The following is a 23,434-nucleotide window of genomic DNA, read 5'->3' as shown; positions in this document are numbered from 1 at the left end:
GTGGAGCGGGTTTCGGAGCCCGATCGGCCCGCGAAATCATGCTTCATTGCGCGATCGTTTTTGCCGGCGCGGCCCATGACTGCGGCGCCGGAGGCATGGTGCCATAGACGCTGATACGGCCTGCTTCGCAGTGAAGGAATGTTGTGGCGACCGCGTCGGAATACAATCGCGCCGAGGTCAGGCTCAGCCGATCGGCCGACAACAGCGCACCCGTCGCGACCAAAGCGGACGACAATGCGTTGAACAGGCCCTGAGAGGCAATCGGATCGAACGCCATCGCCGCATCGCCCACTGCAATCCAACCTTCGCCCGCGGCCTCCGAGAGGAGGCAAGCAGACGCGTCCACGCTGAGCAGCGCCGCTCCAGCCGGTGTGCCATATCTGCGAATGCGCCAAGTCTGCACACGCCCTTGCGGTCCATGGATGCGATAAGACCAGGTCGGTCCATCGCTGCTGTATTCGAGCCACGATGCGGAACCGGCCGGTGCGCCATCAGCCGCATCCTCGACCAGTTCGGCGACCATGCGATCCCGGGCGGCCACGCGCGCGCCCCGGCGCCGCGCAATCGCGGCGGCGCGACCCGTTGCATCGACGACGACCTCCGCAAGGACGACCTTCGTCCGAGCGCTATCACTCGCGCGACAGATAACGCCGCGGTCCGGCGTGACGCCGATTGCGCGCAGCCCATAAAATGTAACCCCGACGGCGACAGCCTCGTCGCGAAGGCGCTCGTCGAAACGGGCGCGATCGACCACATACCCGACGCGGCAGGGATGACGCAGAAAGTCCTCGTAGTCCGACGCGCCCGAACGGTGTGTTCGCCGAATCCCGAGACAGGCTCGGGCGATCGCCGGATCGTCGAGCAGATGTTCGAGTCCCACCGCCGCAACAGTGACGAGCGAGGCCGGAGCAAGGAGCTCAAGCCGCGTCGTCGGCGTGACGCCGGAATCTGCGACAATAACCGTGCGACCCTTAAGGGCCAGCAGGCGTGCGGCGGTCAGGCCGGCAGGCCCCGCGCCGACCACGAGACAGTCGGTGCGCAGCACGTCCAAGGTCAGATCTCGCCCGGGCGATAGGTCCGCTTCGGCGGGGGAGCCGTCTTGCGTGCGCCGCGCCGCTGCGCCAGGCCCGCTGTCGTCTGCGGCAAGAAAAGGCTCTCCATGTCTTCGACCGCGTGGTACTTCGGATCGGCCGTGACATCGATCGGCCCGTTGTTGTCGCGGCGTCCCTGCTCGACGCGCAGATCCTGCACCGGCAGAGATGCAGGCGCGTTCTTCACCGGCAACACCATGCCGAGCTCGGACCATTCCGCAATCATGTTCGACAGGCGGTCAGAGTAATCGTTGCCGCGGATGTCGCGCAACCAGTCGACCCGGTTCATCAGGTGCTTGAAGGTCTGCTGTTGCGTCGCCTGGCCGAGAGGCGCGATGGCGGCCGCACGCAGATAGTTTCCGTCTGCCAGAACCTGATCCGGGGCACGCGGTCCCCAGAACGTCGGCATCGACAGGAACGTCGACGGGAAGTAGTCGGCGGCCGAATTACACGAGGTATGATCGGTCTGCCAGGGCACGCCGAGGAAGCGGGTGAGGCAGCCGGCTGCGACACCATCGTGCGGACCATTCGCGCCGGTGCAGACCGCCGGCGTGAGAGTACCCCCGAAGTCCTGCCGCGCTGGTTGCTCACCGGCCAGGACCTTCAGCCGATACGCCGATGCCCACATCAGCGGAATCCGCATCACCCATGTCATCTCCATCGCGGGATGGAACGGGCCGCCGAGACAATCGTGCAAAGGCGCGCGCTCGAGATGCGCGATCTGGACCTCGGGAGGCTGGGCAGAGAAGTCGTGCGGCTGCGCCGGTTGGTGCGACGGCCCGTCGGCATCGAATGTTCCAGCAGCCCAGCGCTTGAGGTGCGCGTACTGGGTCTTCGTCACGGCAAGCAGCGAATTCGAAGGCTTCGGCGGACCTTCGAAGAATTGGTCGACCGCATCGCCGAACACCTGCGCTATCTTATCTTCGATCAGTGCGCCGCCCGCGCCTGGATCGCGAAACAACGCCAGCACGGCCGTGCGCCACGCCGCATTTGCAGCAGACGCGTCGTTGAGCTTGGCGAGGACTTGCGCATTCTGCGCGTCGAGCGGCGAGCCAAAACCATGAACGACGAAGAGCCCGTGGTTGACCCATTGCAGTCCGGTCAGGCGCTGAAAGATCGGTTGCACGTCGTTGACGAACGAGGTCTTGACCGGTCGCGGAATCCAGCCCTTGTCGTAGAACACCTCCCGCACCACGTCGTCCATCGTTACGAGACCGAACAGCCCCGGCGCGTAATTCGGCGGCGTAACGCAGACATAGCCGGGCTCCACATCGATCGGTGCATGCCCCGCAAATGTCACTTGCGCCCGCACCGGCCCGTCGCTGACGTCATCGTGCCAACCTGGATTGTTGGCGAAAGTCAGGGGCCGGGTCCCTTTGCGGAACGGCCGCGAAACTCCATTGCCGCCGAGGAAGATCAGCCGCCCCTCCTCGTCGGTACGAAGCTCGCCGAGATAGACCGGCGAACCCCAGAACGCGCCATCGTCCAACCTGATCGGGCCAGCCCCCTGCCCCGCGATGCTTCGCGGGGTTGGCGTGATGTCGAGCTTCCACCTGGCGTCCGGCAAAACCAGCTCGCGATTTCGCTGCAACGCGCTCTGGCTCAGCGGGCCGAGGTCCATTGCCTGGTTGAACTCGTACCAGCCGGCCTTGAGGTTTGCGATGCAGACGCGCCACTCGATCTTCGCGGATGCAGCGGTCACCTCCTGCACGCTGCCGTCCTTCATGTGGGCGTAGATGCGGAAGCGCGCGGCTTGCCGCTTGATCTCTCCGTTCGCGGTGCGAAAGTCCTCGACAAAGCGAGCCGGCTGTTCCGGCGTCGTGCCGGGCAAGGTCGACGCACCGCCGATCATCTCGGGGCCGATGACGTAGTCGCCGGCGCCTTGCGCGTTGCCAACGCGGGCGACGCCGATGGGCGGATAGACTTTCAACGCTGCAATTGCGTTTGGATCGATCATCGTCTGACCTCGATATCAAAAGGGATTGTCCAAAAACGGAGGCGTCGCACGAGACTTGCCGCGAGGCCATCAGCGCGGATGGTCCGGCTCGTCGATCGGCTGTCCGTTCAGGCTGCGCCTCAGGGCGGCGGGCTTCTCGCCGGCCTCGATCCGCCGCCTCTGGAATTTGTCGATGAACGAGGCGCGGATGTCCTCGATCGGCTCGAACTCCGAACGTGGCGGCGCGGTGCTCTGCGGAGCAGCTGCCGCGCCGAGCCCACGCGACTGAAAGCGATGCAGCATCGAACGTCCTCCGCGCAAATAATTCGCCGCAGAACTTGCTGTGCGGGGGCCTTTCGCGACCGGCTCCGACAACAGGCTATGTCAACCGCGCTGCGTCCAAATGACCGATCCGCAGGGTTGGCTTTGTTCAATTATAGCGAGTAGTATAGTATCAATGTAGACCTAAAGTCCACGCGACAAAGCGAAGCTCGCGTTACGGGTCATCAAAGCCGGAACAACACCATGTGCATGATGTGCGTGCATCGCGGCTCGGGCGTTCCCAGACTCAAACCTCGCAAGCGCCGCCCGCTCGGCCTTGCTCAGCCGCAGACCGGCGTGCAGGTGCGCGGCGTCGAGATCGTCCAGTGTGTTCAGGACGTGACGAATTCGGTGCCGCTGGTCGCCGATAAGGCGACGCTCGTTCGCCTCTATCTTGAGCCGACTTCGGTGTCGCAGCCCGGTCAGATCACCGCGGAAATTGCGTGGAGCCGGAGTGGCGGAGGCGACACGTTCGTCCCGGCCCTCAACTCGCTTCGGGTGGACCCGGGCTCGCCCTTCAGCCTCCGTGAACAGCGGGAAGACATCGACAAGAGCCTGAACTTCCGCCTGCCGGCCGCGGCCATCGGCGCGGGCACGCTCAGCTTGCGCATCAGCCGCATCTTTCAGCCCGGAGGCGGCGACCTTCCGGCGGCGGCGTTCAACATCGCGCCCGTCACATTCGCGGCGGCGCCGCCGTTGCGCATCCGGGTGATCGGTCTTCGATACAGGGCGGGCACAACGACCGTCACCCCCGCTGCGGTCCACTTTTCGTATCTCAAGTCGTTTCTCAACCGCGCCTATCCTGTCGCCGCGCTCGAATGGTCCCACATGGTGGTGGACGCGGATTTTGCCGCGCCGTTCGACGACTCGACGGTCGATCTCGCCAATGCCCAGATCGCCGCGCTGCGAAGCCGCGAGGTGAGCAGCGGCGTCGACCCGCGCACGCACTATTACGGTCTCGTCGACGATAACGCGTCCAACAACTTCATGCGAGGAAAGGCGTTCGCCATTCCGGGCACGCCCCAGCCGGACACCGTCGCTTCCGGACCCGCGGGCGTGCCGAACGGCTTTGCCGGCGATCGCGACGCGTCATATGCCGACTGGTACGGCGCACACGAACTTGGACATACGTTCGGCCGGTTTCATCCGGGATTTCCCCCCGCCGCGCAGGACGCGAGCGATCCGACATTCCCTTATGAGAACGGCTGTATCAGCAAGCCGGACAACAAATATGTCGGTGTCGACACCGGGGATCACGAACTCGGCTTGCCGACCGCTGCGTTGCCGGGGCTCACATATCACGACGTGATGACCTATGCAGACAACCAGTGGCTATCGGCGTACACTTACCAGGCGATAATGACCCGGCTTTTGGAAGAGGACGCCCTCGGTCCGCCGGTCGCCTAGGAGGATCCGATGAAGACCGAAATCAAGACCGGATCATTCGTTCACGTCGTCGCGACCATCAACAAGACCGCTGGCGACGGCAAGATCATGTATGTGAACCCGTCGGTCTCCACCATCGCGTCGGACGCCGCCACCGACAAGGACGTGGAACTCGTGGCCTACGACGACAAAGGCAAGGAAGTTTATCGGGAGCCTGTCGTGATCCGCCGGTCATCTGCTGAACCCGACCGGCCGAACGAAGTCGGTCTGATTCAGGCGGACCTTCCACGGGTGAGCGGCATGAAGTCGGTAAGCCTCCAGCTCAAGGGGAAGGAGATCAGCCGGTACGAGGCCGGGGCGGCCCCCTCCGGGCCGACCGCAGGCGCCACCTTCGGACTCGAGCTCGCCGGGGCTGCGGCAGCCAGCCGGCGACCATTGAAGATCGACCAGCTCGGCGGTTTGCAGCCCGTCGCCGGCGTGACCTACTCGGTCCAGGTCAAGCCGGACAACAAGTCGACGTGGGACACGATCGCAGTGAGTCGTCCCACTCCCGAGGTGGACGTCGATCGCAATCAGTTCGCCGGCGCCAAACGTGCCGCGGTGCGCGTGTTGCGGACGACCGGATTCGACGAAGAAATCATCGCGGAAGATACGGTCGACTTGAAGTAGCCGCCCGCAAGGAGCCTGCGCGCGCTTACCGACGGCATCGCACATTGATCCCGTCGAGGTCCAGGCCGGATACGCCGTCGACGCTTGATCTGGATCAAACCCGCCGCGGCATTGCCATCCCGGAATGGGTACGGCCGCGCAGAAAGCGCCGCCCGTAAGCCAAGGAGATGATCGATCATGACATCCTCGAATTCCCTGCGTACCTTCGTTCTCGCCGGAGCCGGCGCCCTGCTATCAGGCACAATCGCTCAGGCCGGGCCGATCCCGACGCATCTTTCGACGATGAAATCGATGGTCGATCAGGTCACCACCGAAGTGCGCTGGGTCGGCGGCTGGCGCGGCGGCGGCTACGGCTATCGCGGCGTCGGCTGGGGCTACCGCGGAGGCTGGGGTTATCGCGGCTACGGCTATCGCGGCCTCGGTTATGGTGTGGTCGCCGGCGCGATCGTCGGCGGCGCAATCGCGCGGAGCGCCTATTACGGCGGCTATGGCGGGTACTACGGTGGCTACTATGGCGGTTATCCCGCCTATGGCAACGGCTACCCGGCCGCATCGTATTACGGTTATGGCGGCGGCAACTACGGCTATGGCTATGGCGGCGACAATTGCCCGCCCACCGGCAGCTACTGGGCCTACTAGCGGGAAACGTATTCGCCGCTTCGGAGGATGGCTCGCCACGGGCCGCCATTCTCCGATGAGCCAATTCACCCCTGTGCCGGCGGGCGAGTGCACCTCATCCCTCGCCCGCCGGCGGGACGACATACAGCGTCAGCGCAAACACCGCATAAATGAAAATCATCAGCGCGCCGACGAACCATGCCGAGCGTCCACTGGTGGTGATGAAGGTCGCCGTGACTGTTGCGATCATCACCATGGTGACGGCGCCAGGCCAGAACTGAAGGTTCATTGGCGTCGGTCCCACGACATAGCTGAGCAGCACGAGCGCGGGTGCAACGAACAGCGCGATCTGGGAGGCGCTGCCGAGCGCAATGCTGACGACCATGTCGAGGCGGTCCTTGCGCGCAGCGGCAAGGGCAACTGCAAATTCGGCAGCGGCGCCAACCAGCGAAACGATGATGAACCCGACGAAAGCCGGACTCATGCCGAAGGTTTCCGCCGCCTTCTGCACCGATTCCACGAAGATCTCGCTCACCAGCGCCACCAGCACGGTGACGGCCAGCAGCGTCCCAACGGCTAGCCCGATCGGCCAGTGCGCTTCCTCCTGCTCGCCGTGATCGGCGCTTGCGAACAATTCCTTGTGCGTCCCGAGCGAGAACCACAGGCCAAGCGCGTAAGCCGCGATCAGCAGGACTGAAATGCCGACGCTAAGCTTGTGAATGACGCCTCCGTCCTGCGGCAAATGCTCGAGGTCGGCGACTGCCGAGGGGGCCAGCAGGGCGACTGTCGCCATCAGCAACAGGCCGGACGACAGGCGCGCGCCGGCGCGGTTGTACTCCTGCACGTGGTAGCGCAGGCCGCCGAGCAGCAGGCAGGCGCCGAGCATGAATGTCGCGTTGGTGACGATCGCGCCGGCAATCGAGGCCTTCACCAGCATGTACTCGCCTGCCCGCAGCGCCGTGATGGCGATGATCAGCTCCGTCAGATTGCCGAGCGTTGCGTTGAGCAGCCCACCCGCGGCATCGCCGGTTCTGGCGGCGACCGCTTCGGTGGCGTGACTGAGCAGCGCCGCCAGCGGCACGATCGCAAGCACGGCGAGCACGAACAGCAGCGTGTGGGAATGCGGGGCGACCGCCTCCGCCATCAGCACGATGGGCACGAAGACCAGCATCCAGAGCAGAGGTGTATCCCGGATTTCCCTGAGGGGTTGTCATATGGGCCGCCCTTTCCATGGATGCGTTGATGGAAAGGTCCGGCGCCGCCGCGGGGTGAGTCTTGATCTGGCTCAAGCGGGCCAGAGGAGACGGGCCACTGGACGTCAGGAAGCGGACGTCGCGCATGATGAGAATGCGCCCTTGTCCCCGACCGCTGGCACGATACCATCATGCCAGTGTTTTGCCCGACGGGTCAACGTGACCACCGTCACGAAGGTCGTCGCGACGCGCTCCGAAAATCCCTTATCGATCAAGGAGCCTTCTACTGTGCATGGGGTTGTTTTTCGAGTTTTTGTGTTGGCCCCCAAAAAAATCGCAGGCATCCGCGACGATGGCTCACTCCGCCTGCAAGATCTCCGCAATCGCAGCACCTGCCGCGATCGTGCCGAGCTTGCCGCCGACGTCGCGCGTCGCCCTGCCCTCGCGAAGCGCCTTCGCCACCGCGGCTTCGATCGCACGCGCGGCTTCCTCATAGCGGACGGCGCCGGTCTTCTCGCCATGCCAGGCCAGCAGCAACGCGGTCGACAGGATCAGCGAGACCGGATTGGCGACGTCCTGCCCCGCGATGTCAGGCGCCGAGCCGTGTGCAGCCTGCGCCATCGCATAGCGGTCGCCGACATTGAGCGAGCCGCCGAGGCCGAGGCTGCCGGAGAGCTCGGCCGTGAGATCGGACAGGATGTCGCCGAACATGTTGGTGGCGACGATGACGTCGAAGCGATCGGGGTTGCGCACGACATGCGCCATCATGGCGTCGACCAGGATGTCGTCGACTTCGAGGCCGGGATAGCCCTTCGCCGCCGCGCGGCAGATGTCGAGGAACATGCCGTCGCCGATCTTGAGCACATTGGCCTTGTGCACGATGGTCAGATGTCTTCGCCGCTTCATTGCCAGGCGGCAGGCGGCGTGCGCGATGCGCTCGCAGCAGAGGCGCGTGATCCGGCGCAACGAGATCACGACGTCAGGCGTGACCAGCATCTCGCCATTGCCCTGCTCCATGTTGCGGTCGGCGTAAAACCCTTCGGTGTTCTCGCGCACGACGACGAGGTCGAACTCGCCGAGCCGGCCGGGCCGCCCCGCATAGGTGCGCGCGGGCCGGACATTGGCGTAGAGGTCGAGGCTCTTGCGAAAGTGCCTGGACGGGTTGATCTCGCCATGGGCCTCGTCCTTGAAGTCGAAGGTCGCGGTCGGCCCCAGGATCAGACCGTCGGCGGCGCGGACGATGTCGAGCAACTCGGGGCGCACCGTCGTGCCTGATAGCTTCAGGCTCGCGTGCCCGACCGCGTGCTCCTCGAGGCGCAGATTGAGCTGGAAGCGCTCGGAGGCCGCACGCAGCACGCCCGATGTCGCGGTCGTGATCTCCGGTCCGATGCCGTCACCGGGCAGAACGACGATTTGCATGGTGATCCCCCAAGATTGCAGCAGTTGGCGCGATCATACGCCAGCCGCCGGCCGCATCGCCTGACCTTCGCGCATACACAGCATGCAAGCATATGCCTGTGGAAGCGGCCTTCGGCGTAGTACATGCCAAAAGTCCCCTTTCACCACGCCGCCGGAGCAACGCGCCAGGCAATGACAATCACGTTACCTGCCGCCGCGCGCGAGCCCGATCATCCCATTGCCGACGGCCTTCCGGCCACGCAGCGGCGCTGGGCGATCGCCGCCATCTTCACTGCGCTGGCGATGGCCTCCCTCGACACCGCGATCGCGAATATCGCGCTGCCAGCCATTGCCGCCGATTTGCACGTCACGCCGGAGCAATCGGTCTGGGTGGTCAATGTCTACCAGATCGCGCTGGTGGCGACCCTGCTGCCGCTCGGTGCGCTCGGCGAGATCGTCGGGCACCAGCGCATCTATCTCGGCGGCCTGATCCTGTTCACCATCGCCTCGCTGCTCTGCGCGGTGGCGTGGTCGCTGGACAGCCTGCTGGTCGCGCGCACGCTGCAGGGCCTGGGCGCCAGCGGCATCATGAGCGTCAACACGGCGCTGGTGCGCTTCGTCTATCCCGGCCGGATGCTTGGCCGCGGTTTTGGCCACAACGCGCTCGTGGTCGCGACCGCCTTCACCATCGGTCCATCGATCGCCTCTGCCATCCTCGCAGTCGGCCCGTGGCCGTGGCTGTTCGCTGTCAACATCCCGTTCGGCCTCGTCGCGATCGGGATCGGCTTTGCAATGCTGCCGAAGACGCCGCGCGCCGATCACGGCTTTGATTTTCTCGGCGCGGTCCTTGCGTCCGCCTGCCTCGGCCTGTTCATCACGGGCATCGGCAGCGCCGCGCACAATCTGTCGCCCGTCGTCGTGGGCATCGAGCTGATCACGGCCCTCGCACTCGGCTTCATCCTGACGCGCCGGCATGCCGACCATCCCGCGCCGATGCTGCCGATCGACCTGTTCAGCCGGCCGATGTTCGCGCTGTCGGCAGCGACCGCGGTGTGCTCGTTCGCCGTGCAGGGCCTCGCCTTCGTCTCGCTGCCGTTCTATTTCGAGGACGTGCTCGGGCGTTCGCAGGTCGAGACCGGCTTCTTCATGACGCCCTGGCCGCTGGTGGTCGGCATCATGGCGCCGATCGCGGGGCGCCTCTCCGACCGGCACGCGGTCGGCCTGCTCGGCGGCATCGGGCTCGTGCTGCTCGGCCTCGGCATGGCATTGCTCGCGATGCTTCCGTCCAATCCTGCCATCCCCGACATCATCTGGCGGATGGTGATCTGCGGCATGGGGTTCGGCTTCTTCCAGGCGCCGAACATGAAGGCCGTGATGTCGAGCGCGCCGCCGCACCGCAGCGGCAGCGCCTCCGGCATCGTCGCCACCGCGCGGCTGACAGGGCAAACGACGGGAGCCGCACTCGCGGCGCTGTGCTTTGCGCTGGCCGGTCACGATGGCGCGACCGTCGCTCTGGGGCTCGGCGCCGGCTTCGCCGCGCTCGGCAGCGTGATGAGCTTCCTGCGGCTGGCGGTGAAGTAAGCCTTCAGGCCAGGTGCCGGGCTGCGGTGGTGTCGAGCGTCGCAGCGGTCGGGATGACCGTCTCGTCATCGAGCGCAGCGAGGCGCCCGTCGATGGCTTCGATGACCTTGCGCGAGAACGGCCCGAGATGCGCATAGGCGGCAATCATCTGCACCGCGATCCGTGCCGATGACGTGTCGCGCTTGGCGCAGTTCATGAAGGTCTGCCACAGCGGCCCGCGCGCTTCGGGAAGGGCGGTGACAACGCGGTGCACCGTCTCCATCGCCCCGACCCGCGAGCGGATGTCGCCCTCGGCGAGCTCGGGGCGCTGCCTGGATCGGTCGAGCAGCGTCATCAGGCGGTCGACGCGTCCTGCGTAGGCGGCGGGGCTGTAGATGTGCTCCAGCACCCGCTTGTAGTCCGTCAGGATGTCGCGCAACGGGCGGACCGGATCGAAGTTGATGCCGTCCGTGCACTGATCGGCGCCGATGGTCGGCGCCAGATCGTGGCCCGGATGCAGCCGGCCTTCACGCTCGAGTCGGCGCGTGAGCTGCGTGTTCGGCAACGCATAGAGCAGGCCGACCATGGCGACGGGAATCGCGGCCTCCTCGATGAAATCGATCATCGCTTCCGCCATCGAGACCTTCTCGGTGTCGAAGCCGACGATGAAACCCGCGGTGACGAGCATGCCGGCGGCATAGATCTTGTGGATGCTCTCGGCGATGTTGCGCCGCGTGTTCTGCTTCTTCCGCATCGCGACCAGCGTTGCAGGGTCCGGACTTTCGATGCCAACGAAGATGCCGAAGAAATTGGCCGCGCCCATCAGCTCCAATAGCTCGGGATCGTCGGCCAGGTTGACCGAGGCCTCGGTGGACAATTCGAAGGGATAGCCGTGCGCGCGCTGCCATTCGGCGAGCTGGGGCAGGAACTGCCGCAGCGACTTCTTGTTGCCGATGAAATTGTCGTCGACGAAGTCGAGATGGCCGCGGTAGCCCATCCGGTAGAGCGTCTCGAGCTCGACAAACATCTGCTCGACCGTCTTGGTGCGCGGCACACGGCCGTAGAGCTCGATGATGTCGCAGAACTCGCAGGTGAACGGACAGCCACGCGAATATTGCACACCGAGGTAGAGATAGTCCTCGAACTTCAGGAGATCGAAGCGTGGCACCGGCGTCTTTGTTACGTCGGCCTGGAATTTCGGCGCAGTGAAGACGCCGGCGCGGGCCCCGCTTTCCCAGGCCGCGATGAACTCGTCGATGACGCTTTCGGCCTCGCCGAGCACCCGGAAGTCGGCCTTCTCGTAGATGTGCGGGCTGGAGGTGGGATCGGGTCCGCCGACGACCACCGGCTTGCCGGCGGCGCGGCAGAGTTCGATCAGGCGCAGCGTATCGGCCTGCTGCGGCAGCATGCCGCCGGTGAACACGACGTCGGCCCAGGTGAGATCCTCGTCACCCAAGGCTTGCGTGTTGCAGTCGATCAGCCGGACCGTCCAGTCCTTCGGCAGCATCGCGGCCACCGTGATCAGGCCGAGGGGGGCCGCGGGTCGCTTCACACCCATCAGCTCGCAGGATTCGCCAAAGCTCCAGAACGACTCCGCCAAGAACAGCGGATAGAGCATCAATACGTTGCAGCGCTGCGGTACGTTCATGGAATCCCTTTTTGCTTCGTCCCAGTGTACCAGAGCGCGTTCGTCTTGCACCCCGGTAAAAAGGACAAACTGTCGCCGCAATGGGAACTGCCCGGAACGCGCCGGGCGTCGTTCCGAGCCACCTCTTGGCGCCGGGAGAGGCTCATCCGGCCGCTTGGACGGCGATTTCGGCGGCAACACCGCGCTCCCGACATTCTTCCCCGCGCATGCCAGCCTCGCTGTTGGCCACCCCTCGGACTATTGATTTGAACAGTTCCAATTTGCCAGACACATTGTTCCCTGAGTCCGATCGGTGGATTGGGCCAATCAGGGGACTTGCGATGGCAAACCTAACAATCAACGGAAAAACCTTCACGCTCGACGTCGAGCCGGATACGCCGCTGCTCTGGGCGATCCGTGAGAATGCCGGCCTGACCGGCACCAAATATGGCTGCGGCATTGCGCAATGCGGCGCCTGCACCGTTCACATGGACGGCGTCGCCATCCGTTCCTGCGGGATTTCGGTCAGCGAGGCCGAAGGCAAGAAGATCACCACGATCGAGGGGCTCGCATCCGGCGACACGCTGCACAAGGTGCAGGCAGCCTGGATCGCCAAGGACGTTCCGCAATGTGGCTATTGCCAGAGCGGCATGATCATGGCGGTGGCCGCACTCCTCGCCGAAAAGCCGAAGCCGACCGACGCCGACATCGACGAGGCCATCACCAATATCTGCCGCTGCGGCACCTTCCAGCAGGTGCGCGAAGCGATCCACACGATCGCCAGCGCCTGAGGAGCCGTCCCATGAACAAGCATGTTTCTCCCAAGATGAACCGTCGCGCCTTCGTCATCGGCACCGCCGCTGTCGGCACCGGCCTCGCGATCGGGCTCGATCTCCCCTTCGGTGGCCCCGCCGTGGTCCGCGCGGCCGACGGCGCGCCGGAAGTCAACGCCTGGGTCGTAGTCAGGCCCGATGACACCGTCGTGATCCGCATCGCCCGCTCCGAGATGGGCCAGGGCTCGCTCACCGGCCTCGCCCAGCTGGTCGCCGAGGAACTCGAATGCGACTGGTCGAAGGTCACGACCGAATATCCGACCCCCGGCCAGAGCGTCGCCCGCAAGCGCGTCTGGGGTGATTTCTCGACCGGCGGCAGCCGCGGCATCCGCTCGTCGCAGGACTATGTCCGCAAGGGCGGCGCCACCGCGCGCGTGATGCTGATCGAGGCCGCCGCGAACGAGTGGAAGGTGCCGGCCTCCGAATGCACCGTCGCCAAGGGCGTCATCACCCACAAGGCGTCGGGCAAGACGACAACTTACGGCAAGGTCGCCGAAGCCGCCGCCAAGCTGACGCCGCCGGCCGACGTCAAGCTCAAGGATCCCAAGGACTGGACCATCGCGGGCAAGGGCCTCTTGCGGCTCGACACCGCCGACAAGACCACCGGCACGATGATCTACGGCATCGACGTCAAGCTGCCGGGCATGCTGAACGCCGCAATCAAGGACTGCCCGGTGTTTGGCGGCAAGCTGAAGAGCTATGACGAAGCCAAGATCACCGGCATGAAAGGCGTCAAGAAGGTCGTCAAGGTCGGCGATACCGCGGTTGCGGTCGTTGCCGACACCTGGTGGCACGCCAAGACCGCGCTGGAAGCGCTGCCGATCGTCTGGGACGAGGGCGAGAATGCCAAGGTCTCCAGCGAGTCGATCGCGAAGTGGCTGGCTGAGGGCCTCGACGACGCGCAGCCGGCCTATGTCGGCAACAAGAACGGCGACGTCAAAGCCGCGATTGCCGGCGCAGCGAAGAAAGTCGAAGCCGTCTACAACTACCCCTACCAGAACCACGCCACCATGGAGCCGATGAACGCCACCGCGCTCTACACGGCCGACAAATGCGAGGTCTGGTGCGGCACGCAGAACGGCGAAGCCGTCTTCGCGGCGGTGCTGGAGGCCTCCGGCCTGCCAGCGGAGAAGTGCGACGTGTACAAGGTGATGCCCGGCGGCGGCTTCGGCCGGCGCGGCCAGACCGACTACGTCCGCCAGGCGGTCATGATCGCCAAGCAGATGCCGGGCACGCCGATCAAGCTGTTGTGGTCGCGCGAAGAGGACATGGCGCACGGCAGGTATCACCCGATCACCCAGTGCAAGATGACCGGCGCGTTCGACGCCAACAACAATCTGGTGGCGCTGCACTACCGCCTGTCCGGGCAGTCGATCCTGTTCTCGCTGCGCCCCGAAGCGCTGCAGAACGGCATGGATCCGGCCGCATTCCAGGGCGTCGCCCAGTCCGGCGAAGCCGCGTTCGGCTATTCGGTGCCGAACCTCCTGATCGAGCATGCGATGCGCAACCCGCACGTTCCGCCCGGCTTCTGGCGCGGCGTGAACGTCAATCACAACGCGATCTACATGGAATGCTTCATGGACGAGCTGGCCCAGGCCGCAGGTCAGGACCCGCTCGAATTCCGCCGCAAGCTGATGGGCAACCATCCCAAGCATCTGGCGGTGCTCAATGCCGTGGCCGAGAAGATCGGCTGGGACAAGCCGGCGCCGCAGGGCGTCTATCGCGGCATCGCGCAGGTCATGGGCTATGGCAGCTATGTTGCCGGCGCCGCCGAAATCTCGGTGACCGACGGCAACAAGATCAAGGTGCATCGCATCGTCGCCTCCACCGATCCCGGCTACGTCGTCAATCCGGCGCAGGTGGAGCGGCAGATCGCCGGCTCCTTCGTCTATGGCCTGTCCGCGTTGTTCTACGGCGGCTGCACCGTCAAGGACGGCAAGATCGAGCAAACCAACTTCGACACCTACAACTCGATGCGCATCAACGAGATGCCGAAGGTGGAATCGGTGATGGTGCCGAGCGGCGGGTTCTGGGGCGGCGTCGGCGAGCCGACCATCGGCGTCGCGGCGCCGGCGGTGCTCAACGCCTATTTCGCGGCGACGGGCAAGCGCATCCGCTCGGTGCCGCTGCGCGACCAGAACATCACCTTCGCCTGAGAAACGCCGCGGCGGCTGCAACGGCCGCCGCGGCATTTTTGCCTGGATGATCCTGATGACCACGCGCCCGGTGACACGGCGGAATGCCGTGCTCGGCATCACCGCGGCCGCCGCGACGCTGGCGCGGCCATCGGTCCCGCGTGCGCAGTCGGCAGCACGTATCGTCGTGGTCGGCGGCGGGTTCGGCGGCGCGGCCTGCGCCCGCGCGCTGAAACGCGCGCAGGAAAACCTGCAAATCATCCTGATCGAACCGAACGCGGTCTTCACCTCCTGCCCCTTCAGCAACGAGGTGATTGCGGGCCTGCGTGAGATCGACGCGCAGCAGTTCGACTATGACAAGCTCGCCGCCGAGGGCATCACCGTGATCGGCGAGGCCGTCACCACAATCGAGCCGCAGCGGCGCAGCGTCGTGACGACCGACGGCGTCGCGCTGCCCTATGACCGTCTCGTACTCTCCCCTGGCATCGACTTCCATTTCGAGGCCCTGCCCGGCTATGACGAAGCAGCATCCGAGAAAATGCCGCACGCCTGGAAGGCCGGCGCGCAGACGCTGCTGCTGCGCAGGCAACTGGAGGCGATGGCGGACGGCGGCACGGTCGCCATCGCCATCCCGGCCAACCCGTCGCGTTGCCCGCCGGCGCCCTACGAACGCGCCAGCCTGATTGCGCATTACCTGAAGACGAAGAAGCCGCGCTCGAAGGTGCTGGTCCTCGATGCCAAGGACAATTTTTCGCAGCAGCGGCTGTTCGAGAAGGCGTGGAAGGAGCTCTATGGCGACATGATCGAGCGCATCGCGCTGTCGCAGGGCGGTCGCGTCACCTCGGTCGATCCTTCGACAAGGACCATCATCACCGAGTTCGGCAACTACACGCCTGATGTCGCCAACGTCATCCCGCCGCAACGCGCCGGCCGCATCGCCGAGATCGCGGGCGCGGCGGATGCGACCGGCTGGTGCCCGATCGATCCCGTGACATTCGAGTCGAAGCTCGTCCCGAACATCCATGTCATCGGCGACGCCTGCCTCGGCGGCGGCATTCCCAAATCGGCGTCGGCCGCGAGCGCACAGGGCAAGGCCTGCGCCGCCGCCATCCTCAACCTGTTCGCGGGCCGCGCGCCGGAGACGCCGCGGCTGACCGGCGTCTGCTACAACACGGCCGCGCCCGGCTACGGCTTCTCGCTCGCCGGCAATTACCAGCCCAGGGGCGACATCTTTGCCGAGGTCGAGGGCGGCGCGACCAGCCCGGTCGATGCGCCGCGCGAGCTGCGCGCCCGCGAGGCCGCGGAGGCAGAACGCTGGTTTCAAACCATCACGGCGGACACCTTTGGCTAGAGCATTCCTTCATATCGCAGCGCTGATCGCCGCCGGCGTTGCCCTGGCTTGCGGCGCAAGAGCCGACGAGCTCGTGCGCTACAAAATCATCGGTGACACCATCCCGGAGCCGCTCACGGGCTCACCAGCCGATCCTGCGCGTGGACGCGCGCTGGTGGTTGCGCGCACCACGACCTGCATCCTTTGCCATTCCGGTCCGTTCCCGGAGGCGCGGTTCCAGGGTGACCTCGCACCCGATCTCACCGGCACCGGAAACTGGTGGTCGGCGGGCCAGTTGCGGCTGCGGCTGGTCGATGCATCGCGCTACAACCCGCAGACCATCATGCCGTCCTATTATCGCAACGACGGGCTGGTCCGGGTCGGGCGCAATTTTGCCGGCAAGCCGATATTATCCGCCGCGGAGATCGAAGACATCGTGGCCTTTCTTGTAACGCTTCGGAACTAGCTTCATGCCAACCACGCGACGACAATTCCTGAGTATTGCAGGCGGCGCGACGGTCGCCGGGACGATCCCGATCGTCACGCTGCGACCGCTGGAAGCGACGCCCGCGATGCTCAGCACCGCCATCCGCAACGTCGTCGGCGAAGCCCAGATTCGCACCGGCAAGGTCAAGCTCGACATTCCGCCTCTGGTCGAGAACGGCAACACGGTGCCGATGACGGTGAGCGTCGCAAGCCCGATGACCGCAAACGACTACGTCAAGAGCATCCACGTCTTCAACGAGAAGAACCCGCAGCCGAACATCGGCAATTTCTATCTCAATCCCTCCTCCGGCCGCGCCCAGGTCTCGACCCGGATCCGGCTCGCCGACACCCAGAAGGTGGTGGCAATCGCACGCATGTCCGATGACACGTTCTGGCAGGTCGCCGCCGACATCGTCGTGACGCTGGCCGCCTGTACCGAGGAGATGAACTGATGGCCGCGCTCATCAACGTCCCGGCAAAAGCCAAACGCGGCGATGTCATCGAGATCCGCACGCTGACCTCGCACATCATGGAGACCGGCTTCCGCCACACCGCGGACGGCGCGCTGGTGCCGCGCGACATCATCACGAGCTTTACGTGCCGCTACAATGGCACCGAAGTTTTCCGCGCCGACCTGTTTCCGGCGATCGCGGCCAACCCATACCTCTCCTTCTTCACGGTCGCGAAGGAGAGCGGCAAGTTCGAATTCGAATGGATCGGCGACAACGGCTATTCGTCGACCGCATCGGCCTCGATCACGGTCGAATGATCTTTTGGCGCGCGATAGCGGCGGCAACATTGTTGGCCGCGGCCCCTGCCCTGCTCGCCGGCGAGATTCCGCCGGACGCGCGCCGCTCCGGCTATTCGTTCATGGGGCCGGACACGCGCGCGATGCAGGATGACGACACGTCCAATCCGGGCATGCTTTTCGTGCTCGACGGCGAGGCGCTCTGGGCGAAGAAGGCCGGCAGCGCCGACAAGGCCTGTGCGGACTGCCACGGCGATGCAACGACCAGCATGAAGGGCGTCGCGGCGCGCTATCCGGCCTTCGACAAGGCGCTGGCGCGCCCCGTCACCCTCGACCAGCGCATCAACCTCTGCCGCGCCAATCATCAGCAGGCGCCGGCGCTGCCCTACGAGAGCCACGACCTCCTGGCGCTGTCCGCCTTTATCGCCCACCAGTCCCGCGGCGTCGCGATCTCGGCCGGCGATGATCCGGAGCTGAAGCCTTTCGTGGCGCAGGGCCGCGACCTCTTCATGCGGCGCGAGGGTCAGCTCAACCTCGCCTGCACCAACTGCCACGACGACAATTTCGACAAGCGTCTTGCGGGCGCGCCGATCACGCAAGGACAGCCGACCGGCTATCCGCTCTACCGCCTGGAGTGGCAGACGCTGGGGTCGATCGAGCGAAGGTTGCGCAGTTGCATGACCGGCGTACGCGCCCAGGCCTATGATTACGGCGCGCCCGAGCTGGTCGCGCTTGAACTCTACCTGATGTCGCGGGCGCGCGGCCTGCCGATGGAGACGCCTGCCGTGCGTCCCTGAGTCCCCAGATTAGGACTAGGCAGGCGTGGCACGGCCGTTAGTATCCCTCCCAAAGAAAATGAATCAGAGGGAGGGATTTGACGTGGCCAACCATAACATCTCGCGCCGCACGCTGTTGACGGGGACCGCCGCGGCTGGCGCGCTCAGCCTGACCGGACTACCGGCACGCGCCGAGGTCAACTGGAAGAAATACGCCGGGACCAAGCTGGAGGTGATCCTCGCCAAGGGTCCGCGCGGCGACAACCTGCAAAAAAACATCAAGGAGTTCACCGAGCTCACCGGCATCCAGGTGGAATCCGAACAGATCCCCGAGCAGCAGCAGCGCCAGAAAGTGGTGATCGAGCTGACCTCGGGCCGGCCGAGCTTCGACGTCGTCCATCTCAGCTATCACGTGCAGAAGCGGCAGTTCGAGAAGGGCGGCTGGCTGGCCGACATGACGCCCTTCATGAAGGATCCGACGCTGACGGCGCCCGATCTCGTCGAGAGCGATTTCTCGGCCGCCGGCCTGCAATACGCCAAGAACGACAAGGGCCAGATGCTGTCGCTGCCCTGGTCGGTCGATTACTTCATCCTCTACTACAACAAGGAGTTGTTCCAGAAGAAGGGCGTCGCCGTCCCCAAGACCCTCGACGAGATGGTCGCGGCCGCCGAAAAACTGACCGACACCAAGGAAGGCACCTACGGTTTCGTCGGACGGGGCCTGCGCAACGCCAACATGACGTTGTGGACCAACTTCTTCCTCGACTATGGCGGCGAATTCCTCGACGCCAAAGGCAACATCCTCACGGACGGCCCCGAGGCGGTCGCGGCGACAAAGCTCTATCAGACGCTGCTGACGAAGGTCGCCCCGCCAGGCGTCGCCGGCTTCAACTGGATGGAGTCGATGGCCTCGTTCACGCAAGGACGTTCGGCGATGTGGATCGACGGCGTCGGCTGGGCGCCGCCGCTGGAGGACCCCGCCGCCTCGCGCGTCGTCGGCAAGGTCGGCTACACCGTCGTGCCGGCCGGACCGAAGGGGCAATATTCGGCCACCTATGGCGACGGCATCGGCATTGCCGCGGCGAGCAAAAACAAGGAAGCCGCCTATCTGCTCTGCCAGTGGGCGGTCTCGAAGCAGCAGGGCGCACGGCTGTTGCAGGCCGGCGGCGGCGTGCCGTTCCGCAACTCGATCCTCGGCGATCCCGAGGTCCAGAACGGCGTGAAGATGCCCAAGGAGTGGCTGCAGTCGGTGATCGATTCCGCCAAGATCAGCAAGCTCGGCCTTCCCGTCGTGATCCCGGTCGCCGAATTCCGCGATCTCGTCGGCGCGGCCCTCACCTCGACACTATCGGGCGCCGATCCCGCGACCGAGTTGAAGAAGGCTCACGATCAGTACCGGCCGATCCTGGAGCGCAGCGAAAAAGCGTGAGTGCGTTGACACAATCGACTCCGGCCGCGGCACAGTCTGATGCCGCGCCGGAGAAGGCGTTGCGGCCGCCGTCCTACTGGCCGTTCGTGGTGCCGGCGCTGGTCGTCGTGCTCGCGATCATCATCTTCCCGTGGGTCTTCACCATCTGGATGAGCCTGAACGAGTGGAAGGTCGGCTCACCGACCACCTTCGTCGGGTTTTCCAACTATCTGCGGCTGACGAGCGATCCCCGCTTCATCGAGGCGGTGGGCCACACCATGGTCTACACTTTGCTATCGGTGCTGCTGCCGCTGATTCTCGGCACGTTCGCGGCCGTCGTGTTTCACCAGAAATTCGTCGGCCGCGGCTTTCTGCGCGGTATTTTCATCATGCCGATGATGGCGACCCCCGTCGCGATCGCGCTGGTCTGGACCATGATGTTCCACCCGCAGCTCGGCGTGCTGAACTACCTCTTGTCGCTGGTCGGGATCCCCGCACAGCTCTGGGTCTTCCACCCCGCGACCGTCATTCCCTCGCTCGTGCTGGTCGAGACTTGGCAATGGACGCCGCTGGTCATGCTGATCGTGCTCGGCGGCCTCGCCGCCATCCCGACCGAGCCTTATGAAAGCGCGCAGATCGACGGCGCCAGCTTCTGGCAGGTGTTCCGCTTCATCACCCTGCCGCTGATCATGCCGTTCCTGTTCATCGCCGGCATGATCCGCATGATCGACGCCGTGAAGAGTTTCGACATCATCTTCGCGATCACGCAGGGCGGACCGGGCTCGGCGTCGGAGACGATCAACATCTATCTCTACAGCGTAGCCTTCACCTATTACGACCTCGGCTACGGCTCGGCGATCGCGGTGGTGTTCTTCCTCCTCATCGTCGCCCTCGCGGCCGTGATGCTCTATGCCCGCCAGCGCATGCTGTGGACCGAAATCGCGAGCGGCGCATGAGCTCAAGTCAAGTCAACCCAAGTCGAATCAACCTACGTCAGGTCATTGGCAGGATCGGTCTGTGGCTCTCGGTGTTCGTCATCGTGTCGCCGGCGATCCTGTTCTTCCTCTGGATGGCGTCGCTGTCGCTCAAGTTCGAGGTCGACAATGCCGCCTACCCGCCGGTGTTCATCCCCGATCGCATCGCCTGGAAGAACTACGCCGACGTGCTCGCTTCCAACCGCTTCCTGACCTATTTCGTCAACAGCCTGATCGTCACCGGCGGCGCGACCACGCTGGCCCTGCTCGTCGGCGTTCCCGCCGGCTACGGCATCGCGCGCATGGCCGCGCACAAATCCGCGATCGTGATCCTGATCGCGCGCATCACGCCCGGCCTGTCCTATTTGATCCCGCTGTTCCTGCTGTTCCAGTGGCTGGGATTGCTCGGCACGCTGGTGCCGCAGATCATCATCCATCTCGTCGTGACGGTGCCGATCGTGATCTGGATCATGATCGGTTACTTTGAGACGACACCGATGGAACTGGAGGAAGCCGCCCTGATCGACGGCGCCACGCGGTGGCAGGTCTTTCGGCACGTCGCCCTGCCGATCGCCAAGCCCGGGATCGCGGTCGCCTTCATCCTCGCCGTGATCTTCTCCTGGAACAATTTTGTGTTCGGCATCGTGCTGGCCGGACGCGAGACGCGCACCCTGCCCGTCGCCGTCTACAACATGATCTCGTTCGACCAGTTGAGCTGGGGTCCGCTGGCCGCGGCCGCGCTGATCGTCACTCTCCCGGTGCTGCTGCTCACAGTGTTCGCCCAGCGACAGATCGTGGCGGGGCTCACGGCGGGGGCGGTCAAGGGCGGGTAGCTGCGCCAATCTCAATCCTCTGGGGAGCGCACTCTTGCGCGCTTCCCGCGCCACGAGCACGCGCTCTACTTGGAGTTGACGCAAGGTTTTCGCGTGTATATGCTACATACCGTAGCACTACGATGCGCGATGGAAGTCGCGCCTGCGTACGAGACGCCACATGTCAGCTCGCCCTCTGATTCCGCGCCGAAAACTGTTTGGCAATCCGACCTACGTCGGCACCAAGTTGTCACCAGATGGGCAATGGCTGTCCTGGCTCGCCCCTGTCGATGACGTTCTGAACGTCTGGGTTTCTCCGGTCGACAGCATTGCGGCGGGCCAGCCCGTAACACGCACCACGGGCCGACCAATCAACTGGCAGAGTTGGAGCCCGGACGGCCGCTACATCATGTTTCTCAACGACGAGAACGGCGATGAGAATCTGCGCCTGTTCGTCGTCGATCCCCGCAGTTCAGAGCTCCGGGATCTCACGCCCTTTGCCAATGTCCGAGCGATGCCGACGCACTGGTCGCACATGGTTCCTGACAAGATTGCAGTCAGCCTCAACGATCGCGACCCGCGCTGGCACGATGTCTACGTGCTCGACCTCGCAACCGGCGAACGCAGCCTGGTTTGGGAAAATCGCCAGGAGTTCCATTACGTCGGGCTCGACTGGCAGTTGAAGCCGCGCTACGCGCACAGCAACGCGCCTGACGGAGGCACACGGCTCTGGCGTATTGACGACGGCGAGGTCACGCATTGGCGCGATACCTCATACGAGGCCTACATCAGCACCCGGCCCTGGAATTTCGACGCGGAGGGCAACTACCTCCATATGACTTCGAGCGTCACGCACGACAAGTCGGCCCTGCTAAGCATCAACTGGTCGACGGGTGACGAACGTGTCTTGTTCGCAAGCGACCGCGCCGATGTGACGGGAGCCATATTCAACACCCGGACACTCGAACCCGAAGCGGTCTGCATCGATCCCGGTCGGCAGGAATGGACGGCTTTCACGCCTGCGATTGCGGCCGAGCTTGATCTGATCAAGGCGCGACTACGCGACCACGCGTTTTATGTTGAGAGCCAAACCGACGATGGCCGCCGATGGATCGTGGCGAGCCACGCGCCGGATCAACCCATCACATATCATCTCCTTGACCGCGACAAGCAGACCATCACCGAGCTGTTTTCGGCGCGCCCCGAGCTGAAGCCCTACCGCCTCGCTTCGATGCAGGAAGTGCAGGGCAAATCGCGCGACGGCCTGCCCCTCGTCTCGTACCTCACGCTGCCCGCCGACATCGATGGTGATCGCCCGCCTCGGCCGCTGCCGATGGTCCTCATCGTCCACGGCGGTCCGTGGGGACGGGATATCTACGGCTATCGCAGGGATCACCAATGGCTGGCCGATCGCGGCTACGCCGTGCTTTCGGTCAATTATCGGGGATCGACGGGCTTCGGCAAGGCGTTTGTCGCGGCGAGCGAGAAGGAGCATGCGCGAAAGATGCACGACGATCTCATCGACATGGTCGATTGGGCGATCGCCGAAGGCATCGCGCAAAAGGACAAAGTCGCGATTTTCGGCCTGTCCTACGGCGGCCTGGCCTCGTTCGTCGGCGCAACCTTCACGCCGGACGTCTTCTGCTGTTCCGTGCCGGTCGTCGGCATCTCCAACCTGCAAACCCTGCTGGAGTCGATGCCACCCTATTGGGCCGGCTTTGCGGAATTCATGTATCGCAGCTACGGCGATCCCCGCACCGAGGAAGGCCGTAAGCTGCTCGCCGAACGTTCACCGATCAACAAGGTCGACAACATCAAGAAGCCCATGCTGATCTTTCATGGCGCCAACGACGTTCGCTGCAAGATCGCGGAAAGCGACACCATCGCAGCGGCTATGCAGGCGAAAGGCATTCCCGTGACCTACATCGTCTATCCCGATGAGGGGCACGGATTCCAGAGGCCGCCGAACCAGCTCTCCTATCTCGCAATTGCCGAGGCGTTCTTTGCACGGCATCTGGGTGGCGCCTGCGAGCCCGTTGGCGAGGATTTCCGGGGATCCAGTCACGAGGTTCGTGCCGGGGCCGATATCCTGTCCGATCTGGGCGTCGCCTAAAAAAACGCCGCCGGGCGACA

Annotated in this window: 21 protein-coding genes; 15 read left to right on the top strand and 6 right to left on the bottom strand. The window is 64.7% G+C overall.

Annotated features, from left to right (window positions below; translation table 11 throughout):
* Positions 1-43: 43 nt before the first annotated feature.
* The 3 genes from ABIB99_RS00895 to ABIB99_RS00885 all read right to left on the bottom strand — a co-directional run bounded on the left by ABIB99_RS00895 (position 44) and on the right by ABIB99_RS00885 (position 3,330).
* Positions 44-1,045, bottom strand: coding sequence for an NAD(P)/FAD-dependent oxidoreductase (locus ABIB99_RS00895; RefSeq protein ID WP_354174899.1), 1,002 nt, complete (start codon positions 1,043-1,045; stop codon positions 44-46).
* Between the two features lie 8 nt (positions 1,046-1,053).
* Complete coding sequence (locus tag ABIB99_RS00890; protein WP_354174400.1) at positions 1,054-3,048, bottom strand: LodA/GoxA family CTQ-dependent oxidase; 1,995 nt, start codon at positions 3,046-3,048, stop codon at positions 1,054-1,056.
* A gap of 69 nt (positions 3,049-3,117) precedes the next feature.
* On the bottom strand, positions 3,118-3,330 hold the full coding sequence (locus ABIB99_RS00885) for a hypothetical protein (protein ID WP_085404479.1): 213 nt from the start codon (positions 3,328-3,330) through the stop codon (positions 3,118-3,120).
* A 237-nt stretch (positions 3,331-3,567) separates the two neighbouring features.
* Here ABIB99_RS00885 and ABIB99_RS00880 point away from each other — a divergent pair, with 237 nt between their 5' ends.
* The 3 genes from ABIB99_RS00880 to ABIB99_RS00870 all read left to right on the top strand — a co-directional run bounded on the left by ABIB99_RS00880 (position 3,568) and on the right by ABIB99_RS00870 (position 6,042).
* Positions 3,568-4,755 carry a zinc metalloprotease gene (locus tag ABIB99_RS00880; RefSeq protein WP_354174398.1) on the top strand — a complete coding sequence of 396 codons (1,188 nt, stop codon included), beginning with the start codon at positions 3,568-3,570 and terminating at the stop codon, positions 4,753-4,755.
* Positions 4,756-4,764: 9 nt separating this feature from the next.
* Complete coding sequence (locus ABIB99_RS00875; protein ID WP_354174397.1) at positions 4,765-5,403, top strand: hypothetical protein; 639 nt, start codon at positions 4,765-4,767, stop codon at positions 5,401-5,403.
* Between the two features lie 177 nt (positions 5,404-5,580).
* Positions 5,581-6,042 (top strand): hypothetical protein, encoded by a 462-nt coding sequence (locus tag ABIB99_RS00870; RefSeq protein ID WP_354174395.1) that lies wholly within the window; start codon positions 5,581-5,583, stop codon positions 6,040-6,042.
* Between the two features lie 94 nt (positions 6,043-6,136).
* Here the strand turns inward: ABIB99_RS00870 and cax are convergent, their stop codons facing one another.
* Both cax and ABIB99_RS00860 read right to left on the bottom strand, forming a co-directional pair.
* On the bottom strand, positions 6,137-7,192 hold the full coding sequence (gene cax / locus ABIB99_RS00865) for a calcium/proton exchanger (RefSeq protein WP_354174393.1): 1,056 nt from the start codon (positions 7,190-7,192) through the stop codon (positions 6,137-6,139).
* A gap of 379 nt (positions 7,193-7,571) precedes the next feature.
* Positions 7,572-8,633, bottom strand: coding sequence for an isocitrate/isopropylmalate dehydrogenase family protein (locus ABIB99_RS00860; protein WP_354174390.1), 1,062 nt, complete (start codon positions 8,631-8,633; stop codon positions 7,572-7,574).
* A gap of 171 nt (positions 8,634-8,804) precedes the next feature.
* Between ABIB99_RS00860 and ABIB99_RS00855 the strand changes: the two genes are divergently transcribed.
* Positions 8,805-10,193, top strand: coding sequence for an MFS transporter (locus tag ABIB99_RS00855; protein WP_063984847.1), 1,389 nt, complete (start codon positions 8,805-8,807; stop codon positions 10,191-10,193).
* A gap of 4 nt (positions 10,194-10,197) precedes the next feature.
* Here the strand turns inward: ABIB99_RS00855 and ABIB99_RS00850 are convergent, their stop codons facing one another.
* Positions 10,198-11,820 carry a B12-binding domain-containing radical SAM protein gene (locus tag ABIB99_RS00850; RefSeq protein ID WP_231144393.1) on the bottom strand — a complete coding sequence of 541 codons (1,623 nt, stop codon included), beginning with the start codon at positions 11,818-11,820 and terminating at the stop codon, positions 10,198-10,200.
* A gap of 320 nt (positions 11,821-12,140) precedes the next feature.
* Here ABIB99_RS00850 and ABIB99_RS00845 point away from each other — a divergent pair, with 320 nt between their 5' ends.
* The 11 genes from ABIB99_RS00845 (at position 12,141) to ABIB99_RS00795 (ending at position 23,414) form a co-directional block, all read left to right on the top strand.
* The gene (locus ABIB99_RS00845; RefSeq protein ID WP_028156974.1) at positions 12,141-12,590 is read left to right on the top strand and encodes a (2Fe-2S)-binding protein; all 450 of its coding nucleotides are present in this window, start codon (positions 12,141-12,143) and stop codon (positions 12,588-12,590) included.
* Between the two features lie 11 nt (positions 12,591-12,601).
* Entirely contained in the window at positions 12,602-14,788 is a 2,187-nt protein-coding gene (locus ABIB99_RS00840) for a xanthine dehydrogenase family protein molybdopterin-binding subunit (RefSeq protein WP_063984849.1), read from the top strand.
* Between the two features lie 46 nt (positions 14,789-14,834).
* Complete coding sequence (locus ABIB99_RS00835) at positions 14,835-16,118, top strand: NAD(P)/FAD-dependent oxidoreductase (RefSeq protein ID WP_231144392.1); 1,284 nt, start codon at positions 14,835-14,837, stop codon at positions 16,116-16,118.
* Positions 16,111-16,563, top strand: a complete 453-nt coding sequence (soxX, locus tag ABIB99_RS00830; RefSeq protein ID WP_063984850.1) for a sulfur oxidation c-type cytochrome SoxX — start codon at positions 16,111-16,113, stop codon at positions 16,561-16,563. The genes ABIB99_RS00835 and soxX overlap by 8 nt, the downstream gene beginning before the upstream one ends.
* 4 nt (positions 16,564-16,567) lie before the next feature.
* Positions 16,568-17,035, top strand: a complete 468-nt coding sequence (locus ABIB99_RS00825) for a SoxY-related AACIE arm protein (protein WP_063984851.1) — start codon at positions 16,568-16,570, stop codon at positions 17,033-17,035.
* A complete protein-coding gene (gene soxZ, locus ABIB99_RS00820) occupies positions 17,035-17,352 on the top strand; it encodes a thiosulfate oxidation carrier complex protein SoxZ (RefSeq protein ID WP_014497100.1) in 318 nt (105 codons plus the stop codon). The genes ABIB99_RS00825 and soxZ overlap by 1 nt, the downstream gene beginning before the upstream one ends.
* Positions 17,349-18,128 (top strand): sulfur oxidation c-type cytochrome SoxA, encoded by a 780-nt coding sequence (gene soxA, locus ABIB99_RS00815; protein WP_354174385.1) that lies wholly within the window; start codon positions 17,349-17,351, stop codon positions 18,126-18,128. Before soxZ ends, soxA begins: the two co-directional genes overlap by 4 nt.
* 58 nt (positions 18,129-18,186) lie before the next feature.
* Entirely contained in the window at positions 18,187-19,536 is a 1,350-nt protein-coding gene (locus ABIB99_RS00810; RefSeq protein ID WP_063984853.1) for an ABC transporter substrate-binding protein, read from the top strand.
* Entirely contained in the window at positions 19,533-20,471 is a 939-nt protein-coding gene (locus ABIB99_RS00805) for a carbohydrate ABC transporter permease (RefSeq protein ID WP_063984854.1), read from the top strand. Before ABIB99_RS00810 ends, ABIB99_RS00805 begins: the two co-directional genes overlap by 4 nt.
* Positions 20,468-21,322, top strand: coding sequence for a carbohydrate ABC transporter permease (locus tag ABIB99_RS00800; RefSeq protein ID WP_371496096.1), 855 nt, complete (start codon positions 20,468-20,470; stop codon positions 21,320-21,322). The genes ABIB99_RS00805 and ABIB99_RS00800 overlap by 4 nt, the downstream gene beginning before the upstream one ends.
* A gap of 160 nt (positions 21,323-21,482) precedes the next feature.
* The gene (locus tag ABIB99_RS00795; RefSeq protein ID WP_063984855.1) at positions 21,483-23,414 is read left to right on the top strand and encodes a S9 family peptidase; all 1,932 of its coding nucleotides are present in this window, start codon (positions 21,483-21,485) and stop codon (positions 23,412-23,414) included.
* Positions 23,415-23,434: the final 20 nt, after the last annotated feature.

Origin of the sequence: Bradyrhizobium sp. LA6.1 (genome assembly GCF_040547805.1) — a bacterium.
Lineage (GTDB): Bacteria > Pseudomonadota > Alphaproteobacteria > Rhizobiales > Xanthobacteraceae > Bradyrhizobium > Bradyrhizobium barranii.
This window is presented reverse-complemented; position numbering and strand designations above follow the sequence as displayed.